We start from the raw sequence: 22,083 nt of genomic DNA, 5'->3' as shown, positions 1-22,083 counted from the left end.
ACAGGTTTTGTGATTGACCCATTTTTCAATTAAGAGAAGGACAACTGTAACTAAATAGATTGGAAAGACCTGGATATCCATGCGAGCATGGAATCCAGGTCTTCAATTCTCTATCATTATGTTAAGTATCTCGGTATCGGTGTTCTTCATCCCCTGCCTGGCCATCCTGCCGATGTTCCTGACAGTTTCCTCTACATCCGATCCTACAAGGCCTTCACCCTGGTGGAAGGTCCTACCCTCCCTGCTCATGTTGATAGCCATGATCATGTTGTCCAGTGCCATGGCGATCTTTGAAGCGCAGGAGGGCTTTGCTCCGTCGCACACCATCCCCCCTGTGGTTGCGATGGTATTGGTCACAATGCTTGATATGGTCTTGTAGTCGTAGTCCATAAGATAGCCGACTCCGCTGCCTGCCGCAGCTGAAGCGCTTACCACTCCGCAGAAGGCCGAGAGCTTTCCTATGTACTTCTTCTGATGTATAGCCATCAGGTTTGATACTATAAGCGCCCTGTACAGCTTATCCATCGGAACCTCCATGGACCTTGCGAATTCTATTACCGGTATGGATACTGTCATGCCCTGGTTGCCGCTGCCTGAATTTATGACAACAGGCAGGCTTGAGCCGCCCATCCTTGCGTCAGAGCCTGCAGCGGCCCTGGCCTTGCTCCTGGTGCGCGGGTCCTTCGGGTCACCGCTCTCCATTATTGTCCTTCCCACCTCTGCTCCATACCTTCTGGAAAGGCCTTCGTCAGCTATCGCTGAGTTTAGGTTTATCTGCCTGTCCAGTACCTCAACCAGGTCCCAGTTCTCCATAAGGTCTACGCTGTCCGCATACTCGATTATGCTCTTCAGGGACAGGCAGGACTTGTCGGTATCCTCGGAAGCTCCATTCACTGCATCGCATTCATAGAGCTTCTTTCCATCCTTCTCTATGCTGTAGAACCTTGTATGGTCGTACTTGATCTCGACCATGGAGCTGCCATCCCCATTCTCAAGTCTTACAGCAAGGTACAGGTTCTCCTCGTCCTCGACGAGTACTATCCTTACGTCCTTGTCCCTTAATAGCCTTCTTGCCTCCAGCCTGTCCTCGTCGGTGATCCCTTCAAGGACCTGAAGGCCTTTCCCAGGATCACCTCCGCAAATTCCAAGCACCGCAGCTGCGGTTATGCCCTTCATCCCCCCGGAGTTGGGCACAGTGACACCCTTGACATTCTTAACGATATTGCCGCTGCAGCTGATGACTACCGAATCAGGCATCCCTCCCAGGACCTCCCTGGCCTTGGCCGCCGCCAGTGCAATGGCTATGGGTTCGGTGCAGCCAAGGGCCGGTATGAGCTCCTTCATAAGTATCTTCTTATAGATGTCCTCTGTCATGCCCGATCACCTCCTTTTTTGACCTGTCTATTGCAGTCCCTGCTTCTTGAGCTTCCTGTAAAGGGTAGCCCGGCTTATGCCCATCTTTTCAGCGATCGCTTCCTTGCTCATCTTGTCAGCCACCATCTGCCTTAGCAGCTGTTCCTCTATGATCTCAAGGTTGCAGCTCTTCTCCTCTTCCCTGAAGAAGCCGAAGGACATTATGTCATTTTCTTCAACTGTCTTGCCCTCGGCATTGAATATTATGGTCTCAAGGGTCTTGTCAAGCTCACTGAAGTTCCCGGGCCAGGTGTGTCCTGCAAGTACGTCCAGTGCGCCCTTCGAGAATCTGAGCTCGCTCTTGCCGTGCCTTATTGCAAGCTCCCTTATCCTTCCTTCTATGATGAAGGGGAGGTCCTTCTTCCTGGCCCTCAGAGGCGGAATCTCAAGGGAGTTCTCCATGAGCCTGTAATGGAGCTCGTCGTTGAACATCTTCTTGCCCGAGAGCTCCTTCAGGTCCCTTGAAGTGTGCATTATGAACCTTATGTCCTTCGCTTCATGCTCTTCCTGGTTCCTGGGATTCTTCCTGTACTTTATGACATCCAGTATGTCCTTCTGCAGGTAAAGCGGGCACTGGTCGATGTTAGTTATAAGCACCGTACCCTGGTTAGCCAGGTTCAGGGCTCCCAGGAGCGGATTCCTGTCAGTCCCGAAAAGCTCGTTCTCAAGGTCACTGTATGTCTTTCCGGTGCAGTCCATCCTTACGAACCTTTCCTTGGACCTGTCTGAGAAGTTGTGCATGGACCTTGCGATCTCCATCACCTCAAGCCCGTCCTCGCTACCTATGAGCACGTTGCAGCCATCAATGGCAAATTCCTTCGCCTTCTCGATGGTCTCCACCATGCACTGGTCGCTTGAGCGAAGCTTGTCAAAGCTAAGGGACTTGTACCTGTCCATTACCGAAGAATAGCTCCAATGGCTGTCCCTTAGGCTCTTGAACGAAAGGAGAGTCCCCTCCTTGGTTCCGTTAACCACGACATTCTTTTTGGACACTATGCCCCTGAAACTCTGGCCCTTGTCCTCGAGGAACAGGCTCTTGACTATCTTGTCCTTGGGGGACAGTATCATGTTGCTTATTGTGCTGTTCCTGAATATGTCTTCCGCGTTCTTTCCAAGGATATCCTCTTCAATGCTGAAGTACTTCAGGAACTGGTCGTTGCAGAACGAGACCTCGTTCCTGCCATCAAGTGAGAGCAGACCCTCCTCGATGGTGTTTATTATCGTCTCACGCTCGCTCTTCGTCTTCTCAAGCAGCGCATAGTCCTCCATGTTCTTGAGCCTGAAGGAGAGGAGGTCAGCCATGCTTTCAAGGAAATCTATGGCAGGACCCACCTTGCCGAATATCTCAGTCTTCATGTTCTTGGGAACAAGCAGTGCCACAGCGCCTACCGGTCTCTCGTTGTACATGATCGGAACTGATATCATCCCCTGGATCCTGCACTGCGAGCTGTCCGCGCAGTTCTTGCAGATGGGATACTTCTTGTTGTCCTCTATGATTAGCACCTTCCCGGTAGTCAGCACCTCGCCGATGACGGAGGTACGTGTCACCGGCAACTGGTTGCTGACATTCCGTGAAGTGTAGGCGATCTTGTTGTACTCGCTGTCGATTATGATAACGTCAATATCCAGTATCGTCGAGATCGCCCGTGAGTATTTGTTCGCGATGTCCTTGATGTGAAGGAGGTTCACAAAAATCAGTCCTTTCTAAGGCTTCATGCAATCCGCGAGAAGCTCCAGCTGGTAGCACATTGTGACGGCTCCCGGGTCAAGGCACCCTACACCCTTATTGGTCTGGTACGTCGCCCTTCCCTTTACAGCCTCCATGCCCCTGGTAGCTTCCATTCCTTCAACGGCTCCCCGCTTCATCTCTGATATTATTGAGGTATCATCCATTCCGGCTTCCATTCCGGCCTTCATCCTGACTGCCGCAGTGTATAGAGGGTCGATCATGGTCTTGTAGCCGGGCTTTGCATTCCCTCTCTCCATTATCGCCGTGAGCTTCGCCTCAAGTATCGCATGGAGAAGAGGTATGTCTATGACCTCATTGTCCCCGATCGCCTGTGACGCCTTTATGTAGGCGCTGCCGTAGAGCACTCCTGAAGAGCCTCCGACCGTTGACATTATGAGCATGCCTATCTTCTTGAACATGTCCCTGAGGCTAAGTGATTCAAGAGCCTCACGGCTAGCAATGAGCTTCTGGAAGCCCATGTTCATGTTCACCCAGTGGTCCCCGTCTCCGGTAGCAGCGTCAAGTTCAGTGACGTAATCCCTGTTCTCCTCGAGCTTTTTTGTAACAAGCTCTATATAGTCGAGGTAATCCTTCTTCGTCATATTCATTCCCTACCCCTTAAGCGCCGGAGTGTCGCATGGCGCATCCAGAAGCTCCTTCAGCTCGTCATCAAGGTCCATTAGTGTAAGTGAGCAGCCTGACATCTCAAGGGATGTCATGAAGTTCCCGACAAATGTCCTGTATACCTTTATGCCCTTTGCAGACAGTATCCTCTCCACCTCATTGTTAAGTATGTAGAGCTCCATGAGAGGAGTACCGCCAAGGCCGTTGACCATGAGGGCAACCTCCTTGCCGGAATAGTCGTAGTCATCAAGTATCTTCTCAAGGAGGACCTCAGCAAGCGCTTCAGCTGAAAGTATGTGGCTCCTGTTCACACCGGGCTCACCGTGGATTCCCATGCCTATCTCGATCTCGTCGTCAGCAAGTGAGAATCCCGGCTTTCCTACTCCAGGAAGCGTACATGGAGTCATTGCCATACCCATGGACCTTATCCTTGAGATGGCCTTTTCCGCAGCTGCCTTGACCTCAGGCAGTGTTCCGCCCGCTTCAGCCCTGGCTCCTGCTATCTTGTGGATAAATACGGTTCCTGCTATGCCCCTTCTGCCAGTCGAATAGGTGCTGTCAGGTACTGCCACGTCATCCCTTACCACAACGCTGTCGACCTCTATCCCGTCCATCACGGCAAGGTCTTTCGCCATCTCGAAGTTCATGATGTCGCCCGAGTAGTTCTTTATGACAAGGAGAACTCCCTTACCGGAATTTGCCTCCTCTATACCCTTCAGTATCCTGTCAGGCGAAGGCGAAGCGAATACGTTGCCCGCAACAGCCGAGTCAAGCATTCCCTTTCCAACATAGCCTGCATGTGAAGGCTCGTGGCCGCTTCCTCCTCCGGAGACAAGGCCTACCTTATCCGATTTCTCCCTTCTCGTTATCACCTCAAGCTCCCTGACATACCTCAGGCTCTTATGAGCCTTCTCCATACCTTCAAGCATTTCAGAGACAACTTTGTCAGGACTGTTAATTATCTTCTTCATTCTGCACCCCCCAAATTAAAATTCTTCAACCTGTCCGAGATAAGCCCGCCTTACGGCCTCATTGGTCGCAAGTGCTCTGGCATCGTCTGTAAGTGTCACCCTGCCCGTTTCAAGCACGTATCCCCTGTGCGCTATGGACAGGGCCATGTTCGCGTTCTGCTCAACGAGAAGTATAGTCGTTCCCTGCTTGTTTATCGAAACTATCAGGTCAAATATCATCATGACAAGCTTTGGAGCAAGCCCCAGTGACGGTTCGTCGAGCATCAGCAGCTGCGGCTCCGCCATCAGCGACCTTCCAATTGCAAGCATCTGCTGTTCTCCGCCTGAAAGGGTTCCCGCTGTCTGCTTCTTCCTTTCCGAAAGCCTCGGGAAAAGGTCATATACCCTGTCATAGGACCTCTTTACAGCAGCCTTGTCATTCCTGGTGAACGCACCAAGTGAAAGGTTCTCCTCCACAGTAAGTGCGGGGAACACCTCCCTGCCCTCCGGCGAAAGGCTGATGCCCATCCTTACTATCTCAGAGGGCGGCTTCCCGGCAATGTTCACACCATTGAATGTGATCTCTCCCCTTGTAGGCTTCAATAGTCCGGTCACAGTGCTTAAGGTCGTGCTCTTCCCCGCACCGTTGCTTCCGATAAGGGTTACTATCTCACCCTGTTTTACCTCAAGGTCAACCCCCTTGAGGGCATGGATGTTGCCGTAGTGCGTGTTAAGATTCCTGACTGTCAGCATTTTCATCCCTCCTTCCAAGGTAGGCCTCGATTACCCTCGGGTTCTTCGCGATTTCCTTAGGCAGACCTTCAGCTATCTTCTTTCCGTAGTCCAGCACATAGATCTTGTCTGATATGTTCATGACAAGACTCATGTCATGCTCTATGAGTATGACGGTATGCCCGTCAGACTTCAGCTTCCTTATGTATTCAAGGAGCTCGTCAGTCTCCTGAGGGTTCATGCCCGCAGCAGGCTCATCAAGCAGCAGGACGCTTGCCCCGGTTGCTATTGCCCTCGCTATCTCAAGCCTCCTCTGGTCACCATAGGGAAGGTTCGTGGCATAGCTGTGCATCTTTTCCCTGAGCTTTATGGAGTCAAGGAGCCTTATGGCCTCCCTGTGCTTTTCCGCCTCGGCTGATTTGAATCTCCTTGTCCTCAGCACAGCATCCATGAAGCTGTAGCTTGTGTTGACATGCATGCCGAGAAGTACGTTCTCAATGACCCTCATGTCCCCGAAGAGCCTCACGTTCTGGAAGGTCCTTGCCATCCCTGCCTTGACTATGTCCTGCGGCAGCATGCCGCTTATTGTCTTTCCATTAAGGCTGATCTCACCCTCCGTTACCTTGTACACGCCTGTAAGCATGTTGAAGAGGGTAGTCTTTCCAGCTCCATTGGGTCCTATTATGCTGACTATCTCGCCCTTTTCAGCGGAGATTGATACCTGGTCCACGGCAACAAGGCCGCCGAACCGCATCGAAATGTCCTTGACCTCTAGATATGCCATCCCGCTTTCATCTCCTTCATCCGTTGTTCCTTATTCTCAATGGCTTCCTCGGTCACTCCCTTTGGCAGCCTGTATGGCGTCTTCTTCTGACCTCCAAGTATCCCCTGCGGCCTGAACCTCATTGTCAGGACCAGTACGATGCCATACACGACGAACCTGTACTCCTGCAGGAACCTCATGACCTCCGGAAAGGAAATGAGAAGCGCAGAGCCCACGAACATCCCCTTTATGGTACCCATTCCTCCGAGTATGACTATGCTGAGTATGAGTATGGATGTGTCGAAGGTGAATGTGTTGGGGTCGATAAACCTGATCATGTGCGCATAGAACGCGCCTGCAAGACCCGCGAAGAAAGCACCTATGACAAATACAAGCACCTTGTAGTAGGTGGTCTTTACTCCCATCATGGTGGCAGCAAGCTCATCATCCCTTATGGACATGAGTGCACGGCCAACCTTCGAATTGACTATGTTGTATATGACTACCGTGGTGATCACGAGAAACACCAGCATCAGGTAGTAGAGTCCGTTGTTTCCCACTATGAGGTCGACCCCGAACAGGTTCGGTCTCGGTATCCTTGAGATACCAAGAGGACCGTTCGTAACCGGCTCCCAGTTAAGGAGCACCATCCTCACGAACTCGGAGAAGCCTAAAGTGGTTATCGCCAGGTATGTGCCTGAAAGCCTCAGCGTCGGCAGTCCCAGAGCAAGTCCCATGAGGGCCGCAAAGACTGCGGCTACAGGAGCGGTTATGAAGAAGCTGAGTCCTGTCTGTATGCTTATTATCGCCGAGGTATAGGCACCTATGGCATAGAATGCCGCATGACCAAGGGAAGTCTGTCCCGCATAGCCTGTTATGAGTCCCAGTGACTGGGCAAGTATCGCGTAGACCCCGATCATTATGACTATCCTCATTACGTACTGCGACCCCACAATGAAGGGAAGCAGGATGACAATGAGTGCCAGGGCGATATTTGAAAGGAGCCTGTACCTTGAATAGAATGCTGTTATCTTATCCATGAGGCCTGAAAGCCTCACCTTTTCCATCTTCTCTCTCATATTACACCTTCGTTATCCCCTTCTTGCCGAACAGGCCGTTTGGCCTTACAAGAAGGACAAGTATAAGGATCACGAACGCCACCGCATCCCTGTAGCTGCCGCCAAGGTAGGTAGCAGCGAAGCTTTCGGATATTCCAACTACCACTCCGCCGAATATGGATCCGTAAAGGACCCCTATCCCTCCAAGGACAGCCGCCGAGAATGCCTTCATTCCCGCCATGAAGCCCATGCCTGCATATACCATCTGGTAGTAGCCGCTGATAAGCGAGCCTGCTATCGCGGCAGATGCCCCTCCCAGGAAGAACGTGAAGGTTATGACCTTGTTGACGTCTATGCCCATGAGGTGAGCCGCCTTCTGGTTCTGCTCAACAGCCCTCATCGCAAGGCCTACCCTGGTAAACCTTATTATGTAGGTAAGGACTGAAAGGAGTACAAGCGACACCAGGAATATGAACAGCTGTGTGGTCCCTATCTGTGAGCCTAGTATGTTCACGGTGCCGTAGTCGAAAAGCTTCGGGAAGAACTTCGTCTGGCTTCCAAAGCCGATCATAAGCAGGTTCTGTATGATGTATGAGATTCCGATCGTCGTAATGAGCGCCGCTATGGGCTTTGACTTCTTCGACCGGAGCGGCTGCAGCGCCGACTTGTCTATAAGGACTCCCAGTACTCCTGTGAGTATTACGCTCAAGGCTATTGCAGGGATTACCCCCAAATTCATCGATATGAAAAGGAGTGCGAAGTGCGCTCCGAAGGCATATACGGAGCCATGCGAGAAATTCACAAGCCTCAGTATGCCGAATACCAAAGAGTAGCCGACGGCTATAAGCGCGTAGACCATTCCCAGTGTGATGCCGTTGATTAGCTGCTCTAAGAACATATCTTTTCCCCCTGTCGCATGTACCGGGCATAAAACCCATGAAGCCGGCAATAAGTTATTTCCTTAGCTCCATTGCCGGCTTCACAAACTGCTATTTTACTTCTACGAACTTTCCGCCTTCGATCTTGACAACTGTGAACGGCCTTACGGAGTCCCTGTTCTCATTGAACTTGGTCGCTCCTGTCACTCCGCTGTACTGTATCTTTTCAACTTCATCCCTTATCTTCGCCCTGTCAGTCGACTTTGCATTCTGTATTGCAGTGAGGATTATACCCATGCTGTCATATGCCTGTGCTGTGAGGCTTGAAGGGTTTGAACCGTACTTTGCCTTGTAGGCTTCAACGAACTTCGAAACTTCAGGCTTGGTCGACCCTGAGAAGAACTGCGCCGGGAAGTGGATCCCTTCAGCATTTTCCTTCGCAAGCTCTATGAGCTGCTGGCTGTATGCATTTGAGAAGCCAACGAACTGTATGTCCTTGTTCACTGCCTTGTACTGTGTTGCAAGAGGTGCAAGCGTATTGTACATCGCCGCTACTATCACTACCTCGGCACCAGCGCTGTTGAGCTGGGATATGTTCGGGCTGAAGTCAACTGTTCCGTCAACTATCTCCTGATGGTCAACAAGCTCTCCGCCAAGCTCAGCTATGAGCTTCTTGACTATGCCTGCAGTGTTCGTGCCCCAGTCAGTCTTAACTGAAAGGACTCCTATCTTCTTCTTTCCAAGGGTATTCAGAGCTATTTCAACTGCTGCCTTGGATTCTATGGAGATAACTGTGTTGTTCCTGAATATGAAGTTTCCTTCCTTGGTGAAGTCAGCGTGTGATGCTGATGGGGATATGTTGACGATACCTGTCTCCTGGTACTTCGGAGTCGCTGCCATGGCAACGCCTGATGCGAAGTGTCCTATAACAGCCGATATGCTCTTGTCGCTTGCTATCTTCTCGGCTATTGTCGCAGCCTCTTCTCCGTTGTTCTTGTCGTCATAGACGACTACCTCGATCTTCCTTCCAAGTACCCCGCCCTTTGCGTTCCACTCTTCAGCCATTAGGTTCACGGCATTCTTGAAGCCTGTTCCGTATTCCGCATAGTCCCCTGTCTGAGGTGCGGCTACCGCTACCTTTATGGGTGCTTCCTGTGTTGGGGCTTTTGATCCGCATCCTGCGAGTACCGGTAGGATCATTGTCGAGATTGCTGCCAGTGCTACGAGCTTTGTGATTTTCTTCATGATAATCCCCTTTCTGTCGATTATTCCTTCAAGCAGTCGATACACCTAAAATGAAGCATGAGTTGGAAACGGCATTGTGATGATGCGCCTATTTGTGGAAGTGAAGCTTGCAGGTCTTGCAGCCCTTGGCTATGGTATCAGTCAGGTCGAATGTGTAACCCATGGTCTCAGCTATACCTCTGTCCCCGTCCATCGCCATGTCGCAAAGCAGCTCGCAGGTCTCGTCATCAAAGCCAAGCTTCTTCCATGCTGATATAAGCGGGCAGTAGTTGAACTCAACCACCAGGTTGTCCCTGTCAAGGTTCTTGACATCCATCTCGAAGTACTTCAGTACTCCCTCATGGAGGAACAGAGTCTTGAAATACGGTATGTCCTGTGCGTCCACCATCTGGTTCTTGATGGCCTCACCGTGGATCCTCCCGGTCTTCCTTATTGCAGCCCTTGTGAACGCCTCTGCGTCATATCCCATCGCCTTGGCTTCGGAATACATGAGTCCCATCCAGGTTGCCCTGTGCTCTATGGCCGCCCTAAGCATATTCACCCTTTCATCAGTTGTAAGACTTGGAACATTCACGATATTTGTCATATTTTCCTCCTAGACTTTAATTTAATCTATTTTTACCCCATAGATTACAGCATGAAATATTCGCGGTTTTAGTTAATCATTTTTAAATTCAGGACAATTTCCAGAATCTTTACTCATCCGTAATACAAAATCTCAATTTGATACATTTTCAATTTCAGTCCATATTTTCGTCATTTTCATGTCTCATATTGAGATTATCCGTATCTTTTTGCTACATTTCAAATTATATCGAATAATGTAAACATTATCAATACCCCTCGTAAACTTTTACATATTTTGTCCCGAATTTAAATTCAACCAACAAATTCCGCATTTTTGAATAAGTAAAAAGGCGCCCGAAGATTTTCTCTTCAAGCGCCGTTACTTATGTTGTTATTATATTTTCATAATAACGATAAGTCAATATGAATTTGTATAGAAATGAATAAAGTTTGAATAATATTTGTGTTTTTATTGCTTTTACTGCTCTCAATCGTCGATATATGGATTTTCTCCCTTGTTTACTTTATTGATTTTTATAATGCTGAAGATTCTGATCCAAAACTATTTCAGGATCTCCATATTTATCGAAATATAGGTAGAAGTTCCTTTTAGGTAATGAGAAATAGAATTGCTGATACCGAAGTAGTCGAGGACGTTTTTCAAGGATGCAAGTGTACTCTTCTTGTAACCAATCTCTTTCTGCACCTTCTGCAGCAGCTTATCATCATAATATTTAGCTGACATTTCAAGAAAAGAATACAGCTTTAGCTTATTGAGATCTTCAATACTACGAAAATGTTCGAGGACCTCAAGCAATTCAATTAACCTAACGACTGCAGGTTCAAATTTGAGTTCTACTCTCTTTGCATGTACATTTTTAATCACTTTATTCTCCTGGTATGGAACATTCGAATAGACATTTACCGTTTTTGATACTTGTGTAGTCAAATCATGACTTGAATACATCCTATATCCGATAACAATGCCATTGTTTTTATTCTTGCCTAGCAAATGCTCTAAAATATCCGTCTCTCCAGAGACCACCACGCCGAACCTGCCGATCTTTGGTCTGCAATATACACCCTTTTTAATCCTGAATATTTCACCTTTCTTTTCCATGCGGGATAAGGTTTTATAAAACGCCTGTTCTGATACCTCACTGAATTTTTCTTTGTACACTATCTGGCTGTCAATGATTTTAAGTTCTGGATATCTCAAAATTGTCTCTGCAATGGCACCAGCAAAAGTCATTCTATTTCACCCGCCTTCTTGAGTAAATCGTAAGTATCGGATCTGCATTTGTCAAGTTTTTATAGCTTTATCTTGACATATTAACGAGTGATCCCACAAATTATATGTTTCACATTTCCACGAAGCTTGACTGTTAAGCTTTCTCAACCTCGAATAAGGACAGCGACATAACTAAATGCAATCTCCTTTCCCATTGCAGCATATGAAACGCTTGAAAGGACCTTGTCCTGCCAAAATGAATAGTCACCCGTCAGGAGAGCCTTTCGGGTGACTTCAATCATCGGATCATCTTTATAATATGGACTATCTTACATACTCTTCCCTGAATCTTCTTACTACAGCTCCGAGCCTTTCGTCAAGGAATTCAAATGCCCTTTCTTCAAGCTCCCCAGGTATCCCGTATGCAGCCTCAGCAATGCTTCCTGTTATGGCTGCAAGGGTGTCGCTGTCTCCTCCTAGGGAGATTGCATTCCTTATGGCATCCTCAAAGCTTGTGCTCTCAAGGAAGGCAGTTATTGCCTGAGGAACAGTCTCCTGGCATGTCTCATTGAACCTGTAGTCTGGCCTGATCTGGTTCAGGCTCCTTCCAAGGTCATAGCCGTACCTTCTCACCACGTACTCCCTTATGGTATCCTTGGAGCTTCCTGTCCTTGCAAGGAAGATGCAGGCTGCAGTAGCCTGCGCCCCCTTTATACCTTCAGGATGGCTGTGGGTGACCACAGCGCTGAGAGCCGCCTTTTCCTCCACCTGTCCGATACTGTCATACGCCCAGGAAACTGGTGAGACCCTCATAGCTGACCCGTTCCCATAGCTTCCATATGGAGCTGTATCTTCTGAAAACAGCCAGCTTCCGAACCGGCCGCCATATCCCGCATCAGGGTACAGCCTGCCGTATTTCTTCATGGAGAAGACGAAGTCTCCCTTGTCTCCCCCTTTTTCTATCCCTTCCGCTACAGCCACTGTCATTACAGTATCATCCGTGAAGAAGCATCTTCTTGTCAGCAGAGGAAAGTCCTTGGTCTTTATGTTATTCCACTCGTATACCGAACCTGCGATATCCCCTATAATAGCTCCAAGCATGGTCATCTGTTCCTCCTTCGCTTCTTGAAGTCCTCATCGATCCGTTCCTTCCAGTCCTGCGGGATGCTGCTTTCAGCCCTCATGCAGCTTACAGTCTCGCTGATCACCTCATAGTTCAGCTTGGTGCCCTCGCTGTCGGCATTGTAGTTAGCCGCCCTGTCCCTGTCTATTCCGAAACGCTCCGCTGTTGCCACAGCATCGATGTTGGCTCCGAGGAACATGAATTCCCAGCCATACTTTTCCTTCTGACGCCCTATCATATGCCTTATCTTCTCATAGGTGAACTCTCGGCTTGCATTCTCCATCCCGTCGGTTGTAATGATGAACATGACGTTCTCAGCCTTCTCATCCTCAGCCGTATGCCTCTGCACATTCACTATCTTGTTCACCGTATTGCCTATGGCATCAAGGAGAGCAGTGCTTCCTCTCACGAAATACTCCTTGTCTGTTATCGGAGCGACACCCTTAAGGTTTATCCTGTCATGCAGCAGTTCATACCTGTCGTCGAAAAGCACCGTCGTAAGGATGACATCCCCAGGTTCCTTCCTCTGCTTGTCAAGCAGCGCATTGTAACCGCCAATCGTGTCGCTTTCAAGTCCGCTCATGGATCCGCTCCTGTCAAGGATGAATACCAGCTCTGTAAGACTCTTTTTCATGTTGATAACCTCCAGTTCTTTTTTCTGACTTAAGGTTACCATTTCACAGGTATGATAAGGTCGCCTGGCAGGCGACAAATGAAAAACCTGACATTACAGTTATCTGATACTGATGCTTGAGGCCAATCCTCATACTCCCAGAGCAGCCTGGCCGAAGCCGTACAAAGCTTCGTTTATCTCGAATATGTTATAGATTTCCCTCTCAAGGAAATACTGGATGATAAGGTCCGACTTGCTGCTGTTTGAGAGAGCAAATCCCGCCTTCATGAGCAGGTCCTTAGTCTCATCCAGGTTAAGCTCAAGTGCTATTGCAAATGCTATTGCTGTAGGCTTGCTCGGCTTGTAGAAGGCATCGCTTTTAATCTTCGAGAAAAGCTTCCTGTCAACGTTGGCCTTCTTGTAGACATCGGAGTCCTTCAGCCCCTTTTCGTCAATTATCCTAAGAAGGCTCCTTGAGAAGGTCTCATCCATCTGTCCGACCACCTCGTCAAGGCTCCTCTTGCTTTTCCTTGGAATAGCCTGAGACTCCATGGGAGACATCATTTCTGCCGCAAGCATATCGCCACGTCGCTCTCTTACCGACGCTGGCTTCTCCTCCACATACTTCTCGTCTATATATTGTGTGATAGAAGCGAAGAGCTTGCCTGAAAGCATGAAGGAGTCCTTGTCGTATACCACAAGGTAAACCTTCATGTCATTTGAAAGCAGGAACTCACCTATGGATGATATCGCTGTCCTTAGCGCCAGGTCCTTGGGATACCCGAAGCTTCCTGAAGAAATCAGAGGGAACGCAACACTTTCAAGCCCGTATTCCTTCGCAAGGTCAAGTGAGCTCCTGTAGCAACTCTTAAGCAGTCCTTCTTCACCGGAATTTCCGCCCTGCCAGACAGGCCCCGCCGTATGTATGACATACCTTGCAGGAAGGTCGTATCCCTTGGTTATCCTTGCCTTACCAACAGGCAATTCCCCCAGGGATCTGCATTCCTCAGCCAGCTTAGGCCCAGCAGCCTTGTGTATTTCAAGGTCAACTCCACCTCCAGCATCTAAAGCCCTGTTCGTGGGATTTACTATGGCATCGGCATTTACCTTAATGATGTCATTTCTTATGATTTCAAGCGGCACGGTTACACCTCCGGTTATTAAATATCCTAACTCTATATCCTGGGTATATTGAAACCCTCTCCCTGATTATATCCCGTTCAAGTCCTTTCGGGTACTTGTACAAACAGGAAAATGATGATTCAGCCTTTGCTACATCACGCCATATCGGTACGTACAAACCCCCGGTTCAGGTCATATTGAGATATTCAAGTATCCTTACTGACTGCAGCAGTTCCGATACCACAAGACCGTTATCCAGATCAAGTCTGGTATCGTCAATTATTCTTGAAATCCTGTAGCTCAGGGTGTTTCTGTGTATTCCCAGAACCTGCGCCGCCTTATTCATGTTCCTGAAAGAAGCCATATATTCTATCAGGGTAAGCAGGTCATCCGTCCCCTCACTCCTGTCTTTCTCATGCAAGCCCAAAACAGCAGGATGGCAGAATTCCAGGAGGTCCCTTTTCGCGCAGCATTCATCCATCATGGCATAAGCGGCATAATCATCGTAATGGTAAAGTGACTTGGAGGGTTCAAGCCTGAATCCGCTCTTCATTGCAGATACCGCCTGCCTGTAATACTTCCTTATGTCCATGATCTCTTCAAACGACCGGCTTAGTCCGCCATGCAGGCTTCGTTCCGACAGGTACTTTTCAAGAAATCCAATGTCGTGCTTCTTGATGTAGGCGTATCTCTTTATGGCAATGATGAGCACAAGGTTGTTCTCAAATTCCACTGCTGACACCTTCTCAACCAGTCTGCCGATATTGTCAATAAGATAAGGTACGAGCATCCTTGTGCTGTCAAAAGGATCAACATCCAGGACCAGTACCTGAAAGGACTCTATCTGTCCCATGTTTATCCTTCTCAGCCTGTCAGAGAGAACTACAGGGCTTATGGTGTCCTCACGCCCTGCAAGCAGGTCTGTAAGTATCTCGTCGTTAACGAATCCAAGGGATACCCCCTCATTTGACTTGCTTCCTGCAACTGCAGCCAGCAGCCTGCAGATCATCTCAACAGTATGGTAGTCGGATTTCCTGAACCCCCTTTTGTATTCCAGGACTCCAACATATCCGGCGGTCTGTCCCCTTACCTCGATTCTTCCTGCTAGCCATTTGTCCTTCTTTTCCAGACCGGATGATATGAGGATAGGCGACCTTTCCTCAATATGCCTGTCAAATACGCGATCCTGTATCCAGTTTCGCACAAGCGCATCAGAGCTTCTCCCCATGTTGATGTTTCTATTCCACTCCACATTTTCGACCTTCATGCCCTTTGTGTGCTCAATTACATTGAAGCACCTGTCCGTCACCATGATCGGATTGCCAAGAATCCTGAATGCCATTTCGAGTATGCCCTGGATCCCGCCCCCATCAATTGCTGCATCAAGAATCGATATGTCGTTGTCCATGGTCCTTGAATGCTCGATCATGATGTCCTGGATACGGTCAGCCACCTTCCTTATCCCTTCGCAGCTGACAAGAAGGATCAGGTTGCAGTTTGTTGACATCGGGAAGAATTCCATCGCTTCATCAGCAACCACAATAAGGTTCATCCCGGGATACCTATTCAGCTTTTCAATCGAATTCCAGGTTGATACGTAAATCATGCCCTCCTTGGGTCCTTCGAAATCTTCATCAAGTATAGTCACATGGCTTATTCGTGAAGGAAAGGACTCAAATGACCTTATCTCCCAGTCTTCGGATAGCTCCCTTGAAATCTCATCAAACCACAATCCCATTTTTATCACCTCCAAAAGGCTCCTCTTCGTATCCTGCTCATTTGATGACCTGGATAAGGACCTTGTCATCATCTTCTTACCAGGAAGCAGACCGCCCTTATTAAAAGTTTAGTGCAAATATTACAAATTTTCAATTAATTTTGTGCCTGAATGTCAATGTTTGCGGTTGTGTTTTATGATACCTTGAATATAAGGATCCTACCAATGCAGATGCAATTCAATCTGAATCACGCAAGCAACTCTCAAACCCTTCACAGAGCATCTTTTTTGCATATCTCAAGACCAAAGGAGGTTGTCAAATGGAACTGGACAAGGTAAAGCTTCTCTCCATGTGGAAAACCATGAACAAGATCAGGCAGTTCGAGACGAGGATAAGCGACCTGTTCATGGATCAGAGGATTCCCGGCTTCATACATCTTTATCTGGGTGAAGAGGCCATTGCTGCTGGTGTATGTGCAAACCTGAGGGATACTGACCAGATAGCAAGCACGCACAGAGGACATGGACACTGCATCGCAAAGGGTGGCAGGCTTGACCTCATGATGGCCGAGCTCTACGGAAAGTCAACTGGCTATTGCAAGGGAAAAGGCGGATCCATGCATATTGCTGACAGAGCACTCGGGATACTGGGCGCAGATGGAATTGTCGGAGCAGGAATGCCTATTGCCACGGGAGCAGCCTTCGGCATGAAGTACCTGAAGACCGATGATGTTGCAGTTGTCTTCTTCGGTGATGGCGCATCCAACAGAGGAACCTTCCATGAATCACTGAACATGGCATCCACCTGGAAGCTTCCTGTCGTGTTCGTCAATGAGAACAATGGCATGGGCCTGTATACCAGGCAGGCAAGACATCAGAACATAATAAACGTATCTGACAGGTCGGCAGGCTACGGCATCCCAGGAGTTACGGCTGACGGCAACAATATCCTCGAGGTCTACGAGGTGGCGAAGGAAGCCATAACCCGCGCAAGACAGGGATTCGGGCCTACGCTGCTCGAGTTCAAGACCTGGAGGCAGAGAGGTCATTTCGTCGGTGACCCTGAGCTTTACAGGACCGATGAGGAAAGGAAGGAATGGATGGCCAGGGACCCCATCCCAAGATTCGAGAAATACCTGCTCGACTTCGGCGTTTCCAAAGAAGAGCTTGATTCGATAGTCAATGATGTCGCAAGCGAGCTCGAGGCTGCGGTGAAGTTTGCCGAGGAAAGCCCTTATCCGGAGCTTTCCGAGCTGACCGCCGGCACATACGCCAAATAGGGGGGGTGAATACGATGAGAGAAAAAATGTTCGCAGAAGCGATAGCAGAAGCCATGATGGGCGAAATGGCCAAGGACCCCAACATATTCATCGCAGGTGAAGATGTTTCCTGGGGCGGGAGCTTCGGAATGTATCTGACAGTCAAAAAGGACTATGCTGACAGGCTGATAGACACTCCGATCACTGAGACCGCAATAGCAGGACTAGGTTTAGGTTCGGCCCTCGTCGGACTGAGGCCGATACTTGAGTTCAACTTCAACGACTTCATGCTGGTCGCTTTTGACGAAATTGCCAACCAGATAGCGAAATTCAGCTACATGAACGGAGGTCAGGTCAAGCTTCCTATAGTCCTTCTCGCGGAATATGGAATCACGGGAGGTGCTGCAGCCCAGCATTCCCAGAGCCTTGAGAGCCTTTTCTGCCACATTCCGGGACTTAAGGTCGTAATCCCTTCAAACCCTGCAGACGCAAAAGGACTCATGACAGCCGCTATAAGGGATGACAGCCCCGTAGTGTTCATGCAGTCACTCAGCACACTTGCAGTCAAGGGTGATACCCCTGAAGGCGACTATGTTGTTCCACTCGGCAAATCCGCTGTAGCCCGCGAAGGCAAGGATGTGACAATAGTATCCTGGGGCAATATCCTCCACAATTCCCTGAAGGCTGCAGAAATCCTTGCATCAGAAGGGATAAGCGCTGAAGTGGTCGATGTGAGGACTCTGGTTCCTTTTGACAGGGAAGGCATACTTGAATCGATAGCGAAGACCCATAAGCTTGTCATCGCACACGAGGCAGTAAAGCAGGGCGGCTTCGGTGCAGAAATAGCAGCCGTAGTCGCTGAATATGGAATGGACCTTCTTGATGCCCCGATCGCAAGGCTTGGAGCCCCGTTCTGCCCTGTACCTTTCAGCCCGCCGCTTGAGGCTGAATACAAGGTATCCCCTGATAAGATAGTTGCAGCCGTCAAATCGCTGTTCTAGGGCTTATCACCACTGACCTGAAGCGAAGCCTCGTGCAATTAGGACCTATGCGTCCTGTGAAAGGATTGAAGCATGGAAGACAAAAAGGAATTCAATTCGCACATCAAGAAAATTTCCCATATATGCATGGTAGTGAAGGACATGGACAAATCGATCAGGACATATGAGGAGGTCTATGGCATAGGTCCATGGATAATGGGAGGCAAGGATGATTTCAAGTATATACCAGGAACTACCTATGTACATGGCAAGCAGGTTGACTTCAACGGAAGACTAGCCATATGCTCCATGTACAATGTTGACCTCGAGCTTATCCAGCCCATGGATGAAAACAGCCACTATGCGGAATTCCTGAGGGAGCATGGAGAAGGCATGCACCACATCTATGTTGAAATTGACAACAAGGATGAGTTCGTCAAGACAGTCAAGGACAGAGGCAACGAAACCCTGTTCGAGGGCTATGTGGCAGTGCCACCATTCACTGAACAGATTTACTGCACCTACTATGACATGAGGAAGGACCTGGGCATGATAGTTGAAATAGCCCCTGACCCGCCGGTTCCGATCAAATAATACAATATGGCAAGATGCCCTCTGCCCCATCATAGTGGAGCAGAGGGCATTCTTGTTCAAATCCAATCCCTAACTAGACATACCGACTTCCATTTAGATAAAAGAGCTACCGGCCATACCCGAAGAAATTAAAGATAGTCTGGCAGACCCTGTCCACATCAGGATCTTCAAGCCCCATGTGCATCGGCAGCCTTAGAAGCCTGCCTGCGACACTGTTTGTAACATTCATGTCCCCTTCGCATCGTCCTCTGCTTCTTCCGATAGCTGTGACATGCAGCGGCTCGTAGTGGGTCAAGGCCTCTATCCTGTGCATATGAAGATGAGCCTTCAGACTGTCCCTTTCCTTCCTGTCGTTCAGGAGGATATAGAAGACATGCCCGTTTATGCCTGCATCCTTAGGAACCCTGCAAAGCCTCAAGTATCCTTCAGTTTCCAGTTGACTCAGCTGAGAATGGTACCTTAGCCAGATCTCCCTTCTTCTGTCAGTTACCTGAGTGAGCCTACCGAGCGACGCTTCAAGGTACGCCATGGAAAATGAGGGCATCTGGTACTCACCACCCGGCCTCTTCCACCTGTACGAGCTTACCTTCCCTTCCCTGTAGGCCACCCTGTCCGTACCCTGGTAGATTATCTCGGAAACTGTATCCCTGTAGCCTTCATCTGTCACGAACAGGCAGCCTCCCTTACCGGCAGAGGTTATGTTCTTGGAGCAGTGGAAGCTTACAGCGCCCATGGCACCGAAGGTACCAAGCGGCTGGCACTTGTAGCTTGCCCCGATGCAGTGTGCCGAATCCTCAAGAAGGACAGATCCGCTGGCTTTGGCAATTTCAGCAAGTGCATTAATATCCGCAGCAACTCCGCCGTAGTGTATCGGGACTATCGCCCTGGTCCTTCCGGTAATCACCCTTTCAACTGATCTTGGGTCAAGGTTGCAGGTATCCTCCTCGATGTCAGCAAAGACAACGGATGCGCCAGCCCTTAGGAACGAATTGGCGGTGGCTGGATAAGTAAAGGACGGGATTATCACTTCGTCACCTGGCTTGAAGTCCATGGCCAGCGCCATTACCTCAAGTGCGGCAGTTGCTGACTGCATGAAGTATGGAGAAAAAGATCCGCTGTACAGGTCAAGTGACGAAAGCCTTCTCTGAAGCATCTCTTCGATGGAATCTTCGTCAAAAAGGCGAAGTTTTGAAATCTCTGCAGCCCTTCTGAATATCTCGTCATCTCCATAAGGTTCGTTGAATCTAATCCAATCCATCCTTCTTGCCTCCATGTCTGAAAAGTAGGTGCCTTTCCATGATTCTATCACGAAAAGGCACCCTGTTTCCCTATTTTCCCTTATTACTTTACTACAGGGTATCCTGCATTTGCCCAGCCCTGAGGAGCATTTGCTGCATTACCCATTCCACCGTTAAGTGAAACTGCATCATAGCCCATGAGCCTGAGTCCTGCGACAACCTGTCCTGCAGTCTGTCCGGTGTAGCAGTATACGACTATCGTCTTGTCCTTTGGAAGTGTTCCGAAGGATGAAGCCATTCCCTTTGCGAAAGGTATGTTGCTTGCCCCTTCTATATGACCTGCAGCATAGTCAGCCGCGCTTCTTACTGAAAGTATGTACATTCCAGCATCCTTGGCATCGACCATCGCCTTGAGGTCAGCCTCGGAGATCTTGTAGTTCTTGTACTTGGTGGATGATACGGCAGCAAGTCCTGAATAGTACTCGTCCATTGCCTTCTGTACAGTCGCATCTATCTTGGTAGCTTCTCCTGTAAGTGTTGCAGCTTCAGTGGTTGTAGCGGCTTCGTAGCCTTCAACCTTTGATATTCCAAGGTTCCATCCAAGATGAACGCTTCTTGCAGGTATTCCCGCTATGTTGAGTGTCGTTACAGCCTGTCCTGCAGTCTGTCCTGTGTAGCAGTAGATGTATACCGGCTTGTCAGTAGGTATGCTCTTGAGTCCTGCAGCTATGGCTGGTCCCCATGGCATGTTGACCGCACCCTTGACATGGCCTTTGCCATAGTCTTCAGCGCTTCTTATGTCTATAACTGTCATGGCTTCATTAGCCTTGACCTTTGCAACGAATTCCTTGTTGTCTATCTTGTAGACATTCTCAGGCATCTCTGCGAAGTACTTTGTCACAAGCGCTGACATGTCAGCAGCAGGAGCTGTTGTAGGTGCAGTTGTTGGAGCAGCTGTAGGTGCAGTAGTTGGGACTGTCATTGATCCGCCTGGCGCTTCCTTGCTTCCACATGCTGACAATGAAAGTACGAGCATTGCTGACATCATGATTGTGATGATCTTCTTCATTTATAAATCTCCTCCAGATGTTTATGATCCGTCCGATGGTCCTACAGGCGCCGGAGTTTCCGGTCCTGCAACAGTGCCCTTCTGCTCCCATTCGACCCAGGCCCCGTCATATACCTTGATGTTGGTGTAGCCAGCTTCCTGAAGCAGGGCGGCAGTCTGTGTAGCCCTGAATGAGGTCTTGCAGTAGACTATTATGTTCTCATCCTTTGTTATCCCTGCATCCTTGTAGAACAGTCCCAGGTCCCTTGAGGACATGAAGGTTCCGTCGGAGTACAGGTTCTTTGTGTGAGGATAAAGCACTGCAGTAGGAATGTACCCTGCATCATACTCTGCCTGGGACCTGACATCCACAATTACAGTACCGTCGACCGGAGCCTCAGTGAGAGACTTCACATCCTCGAAGGTAGCTATCATGCTTGTGTCAGCTTCCTTGGCGACATACTTCGTTGCAGGAAGGTTCGCTGCATCTGCCGACAGCTCGAGTTTCTCATTGACGAGAGCCTTCGATCCGCCGTTTACGATCATGACGTTCTCATGACCATATACCTTGAGGACCCACCATAACCTGCCGGAGTACACTCCGCCATTGTCGTCATAGACATATATGACGCTGTCGTTTGAAATGCCCTTAGCACTGAGTACGCTCTCGACCTGAGATTTCGGTGCAAGCAGTCCTGGGACTGGCATACCGACAAAAAGCTCAGTCGGAGTCAGGTTAACGGCACCCTTTAAGTGTCCCTTGGCATAAGCCTCCGGTTCCCTGGCATCAATGACAATGACCTTTCCTCCAGCGAGGTAATCCTTGCCTACCTGGGAAGCTTCAACTATGTTCTTGGTTCCTGGATAAGTCGTGTCGACGGAACACGCGGTAAGTGAAAACATCAGTACGAGAGCCAGGAAAAGAATCCTGACAGCCTTATGTTTCTTCGCCATATTTTCCTCCTAAACGAATTTGTGAGATTGCCAAGGAGTGTTTTGTTAATTATCAAACTAAGTAGTCCAAAAACTAACACATCGACCTCCTTTATTATATGATATCGTTGTAAACAGTGGTTATCGTATTTACTTATGCAATATCCTTAAATGTTATGACATTAACTTAACAATAATTTTAAAATATGCACCATATTTTGAACTGATCTTTACTGGTTTCTCCCAAAATCGGGTAGGACCCCGCT

Annotated in this window: 22 protein-coding genes; 3 read left to right on the top strand and 19 right to left on the bottom strand. The window is 48.9% G+C overall.

The annotated features are described in order from the left end of the window. Nucleotides 1–102 precede the first annotated feature (102 nt). The 16 genes from T472_RS01420 to T472_RS01350 form a co-directional block, all read right to left on the bottom strand. Entirely contained in the window at nt 103–1,374 is a 1,272-nt protein-coding gene (locus T472_RS01420; RefSeq protein WP_023383447.1) for an L-cysteine desulfidase family protein, read from the bottom strand. Between the two features lie 27 nt (nt 1,375–1,401). Then, nucleotides 1,402–3,102, bottom strand: coding sequence for a sigma 54-interacting transcriptional regulator (locus T472_RS01415; protein ID WP_023383446.1), 1,701 nt, complete (start codon nt 3,100–3,102; stop codon nt 1,402–1,404). Between the two features lie 15 nt (nt 3,103–3,117). Next, on the bottom strand, nt 3,118–3,750 hold the full coding sequence (dhaL, locus tag T472_RS01410; RefSeq protein ID WP_023383445.1) for a dihydroxyacetone kinase subunit DhaL: 633 nt from the start codon (nt 3,748–3,750) through the stop codon (nt 3,118–3,120). Nucleotides 3,751–3,753: 3 nt separating this feature from the next. After that, nucleotides 3,754–4,737, bottom strand: coding sequence for a dihydroxyacetone kinase subunit DhaK (gene dhaK / locus T472_RS01405; protein WP_023383444.1), 984 nt, complete (start codon nt 4,735–4,737; stop codon nt 3,754–3,756). Between the two features lie 15 nt (nt 4,738–4,752). Continuing rightward, on the bottom strand, nt 4,753–5,469 hold the full coding sequence (locus tag T472_RS01400) for an ABC transporter ATP-binding protein (protein ID WP_023383443.1): 717 nt from the start codon (nt 5,467–5,469) through the stop codon (nt 4,753–4,755). Next, nucleotides 5,447–6,232, bottom strand: a complete 786-nt coding sequence (locus T472_RS01395; protein ID WP_023383442.1) for an ABC transporter ATP-binding protein — start codon at nt 6,230–6,232, stop codon at nt 5,447–5,449. The genes T472_RS01400 and T472_RS01395 overlap by 23 nt, the downstream gene beginning before the upstream one ends. Next, entirely contained in the window at nt 6,220–7,290 is a 1,071-nt protein-coding gene (locus T472_RS01390; RefSeq protein WP_023383441.1) for a branched-chain amino acid ABC transporter permease, read from the bottom strand. The genes T472_RS01395 and T472_RS01390 overlap by 13 nt, the downstream gene beginning before the upstream one ends. 1 nt (nt 7,291) lies before the next feature. Further along, nucleotides 7,292–8,167 carry a branched-chain amino acid ABC transporter permease gene (locus T472_RS01385; protein WP_023383440.1) on the bottom strand — a complete coding sequence of 292 codons (876 nt, stop codon included), beginning with the start codon at nt 8,165–8,167 and terminating at the stop codon, nt 7,292–7,294. 91 nt (nt 8,168–8,258) lie between these two features. After that, on the bottom strand, nt 8,259–9,392 hold the full coding sequence (locus T472_RS01380) for an ABC transporter substrate-binding protein (RefSeq protein ID WP_023383439.1): 1,134 nt from the start codon (nt 9,390–9,392) through the stop codon (nt 8,259–8,261). Between the two features lie 88 nt (nt 9,393–9,480). Next, the gene (locus T472_RS01375) at nt 9,481–9,978 is read right to left on the bottom strand and encodes an L-2-amino-thiazoline-4-carboxylic acid hydrolase (RefSeq protein WP_023383438.1); all 498 of its coding nucleotides are present in this window, start codon (nt 9,976–9,978) and stop codon (nt 9,481–9,483) included. 543 nt (nt 9,979–10,521) lie between these two features. Then, complete coding sequence (locus T472_RS01370; RefSeq protein WP_023383437.1) at nt 10,522–11,211, bottom strand: DUF6088 family protein; 690 nt, start codon at nt 11,209–11,211, stop codon at nt 10,522–10,524. 303 nt (nt 11,212–11,514) lie between these two features. Continuing rightward, the gene (locus tag T472_RS01365; protein ID WP_040906265.1) at nt 11,515–12,291 is read right to left on the bottom strand and encodes an ADP-ribosylglycohydrolase family protein; all 777 of its coding nucleotides are present in this window, start codon (nt 12,289–12,291) and stop codon (nt 11,515–11,517) included. A gap of 2 nt (nt 12,292–12,293) precedes the next feature. Continuing rightward, entirely contained in the window at nt 12,294–12,947 is a 654-nt protein-coding gene (locus T472_RS01360) for a vWA domain-containing protein (protein WP_023383434.1), read from the bottom strand. A 129-nt stretch (nt 12,948–13,076) separates the two neighbouring features. Beyond that, the gene (locus tag T472_RS01355) at nt 13,077–14,069 is read right to left on the bottom strand and encodes a macro domain-containing protein (RefSeq protein WP_023383433.1); all 993 of its coding nucleotides are present in this window, start codon (nt 14,067–14,069) and stop codon (nt 13,077–13,079) included. After that, nucleotides 14,059–14,226 carry a hypothetical protein gene (locus T472_RS20050; RefSeq protein ID WP_207643928.1) on the bottom strand — a complete coding sequence of 56 codons (168 nt, stop codon included), beginning with the start codon at nt 14,224–14,226 and terminating at the stop codon, nt 14,059–14,061. Before T472_RS20050 ends, T472_RS01355 begins: the two co-directional genes overlap by 11 nt. Before the next feature lie 9 nt (nt 14,227–14,235). Continuing rightward, a complete protein-coding gene (locus T472_RS01350; protein WP_023383432.1) occupies nt 14,236–15,786 on the bottom strand; it encodes a PucR family transcriptional regulator in 1,551 nt (516 codons plus the stop codon). Between the two features lie 299 nt (nt 15,787–16,085). Between T472_RS01350 and T472_RS01345 the strand changes: the two genes are divergently transcribed. The 3 genes from T472_RS01345 to T472_RS01335 all read left to right on the top strand — a co-directional run bounded on the left by T472_RS01345 (nt 16,086) and on the right by T472_RS01335 (nt 18,598). After that, on the top strand, nt 16,086–17,045 hold the full coding sequence (locus T472_RS01345; protein ID WP_023383431.1) for a thiamine pyrophosphate-dependent dehydrogenase E1 component subunit alpha: 960 nt from the start codon (nt 16,086–16,088) through the stop codon (nt 17,043–17,045). A 14-nt stretch (nt 17,046–17,059) separates the two neighbouring features. Next, nucleotides 17,060–18,025, top strand: a complete 966-nt coding sequence (locus tag T472_RS01340) for an alpha-ketoacid dehydrogenase subunit beta (protein WP_023383430.1) — start codon at nt 17,060–17,062, stop codon at nt 18,023–18,025. 72 nt (nt 18,026–18,097) lie between these two features. After that, a complete protein-coding gene (locus T472_RS01335) occupies nt 18,098–18,598 on the top strand; it encodes a VOC family protein (protein WP_023383429.1) in 501 nt (166 codons plus the stop codon). A 106-nt stretch (nt 18,599–18,704) separates the two neighbouring features. Here T472_RS01335 and T472_RS01330 read toward each other — a convergent pair whose 3' ends face one another. The 3 genes from T472_RS01330 to T472_RS01320 form a co-directional block, all read right to left on the bottom strand. Continuing rightward, nucleotides 18,705–19,856: an aminotransferase class I/II-fold pyridoxal phosphate-dependent enzyme gene (locus tag T472_RS01330; protein ID WP_160319107.1), complete on the bottom strand. Its 1,152-nt coding sequence runs from the start codon at nt 19,854–19,856 to the stop codon at nt 18,705–18,707. 83 nt (nt 19,857–19,939) lie between these two features. Then, complete coding sequence (locus T472_RS01325; RefSeq protein ID WP_023383427.1) at nt 19,940–20,905, bottom strand: rhodanese-like domain-containing protein; 966 nt, start codon at nt 20,903–20,905, stop codon at nt 19,940–19,942. A gap of 21 nt (nt 20,906–20,926) precedes the next feature. Next, the gene (locus T472_RS01320; RefSeq protein WP_023383426.1) at nt 20,927–21,838 is read right to left on the bottom strand and encodes a sulfurtransferase; all 912 of its coding nucleotides are present in this window, start codon (nt 21,836–21,838) and stop codon (nt 20,927–20,929) included. Nucleotides 21,839–22,083: the final 245 nt, after the last annotated feature.

Origin of the sequence: Youngiibacter fragilis 232.1, assembly GCF_000495435.3 — a bacterium.
GTDB classification, from domain to species: Bacteria; Bacillota; Clostridia; order Clostridiales; family Clostridiaceae; genus Youngiibacter; species Youngiibacter fragilis.
This window is presented reverse-complemented; position numbering and strand designations above follow the sequence as displayed.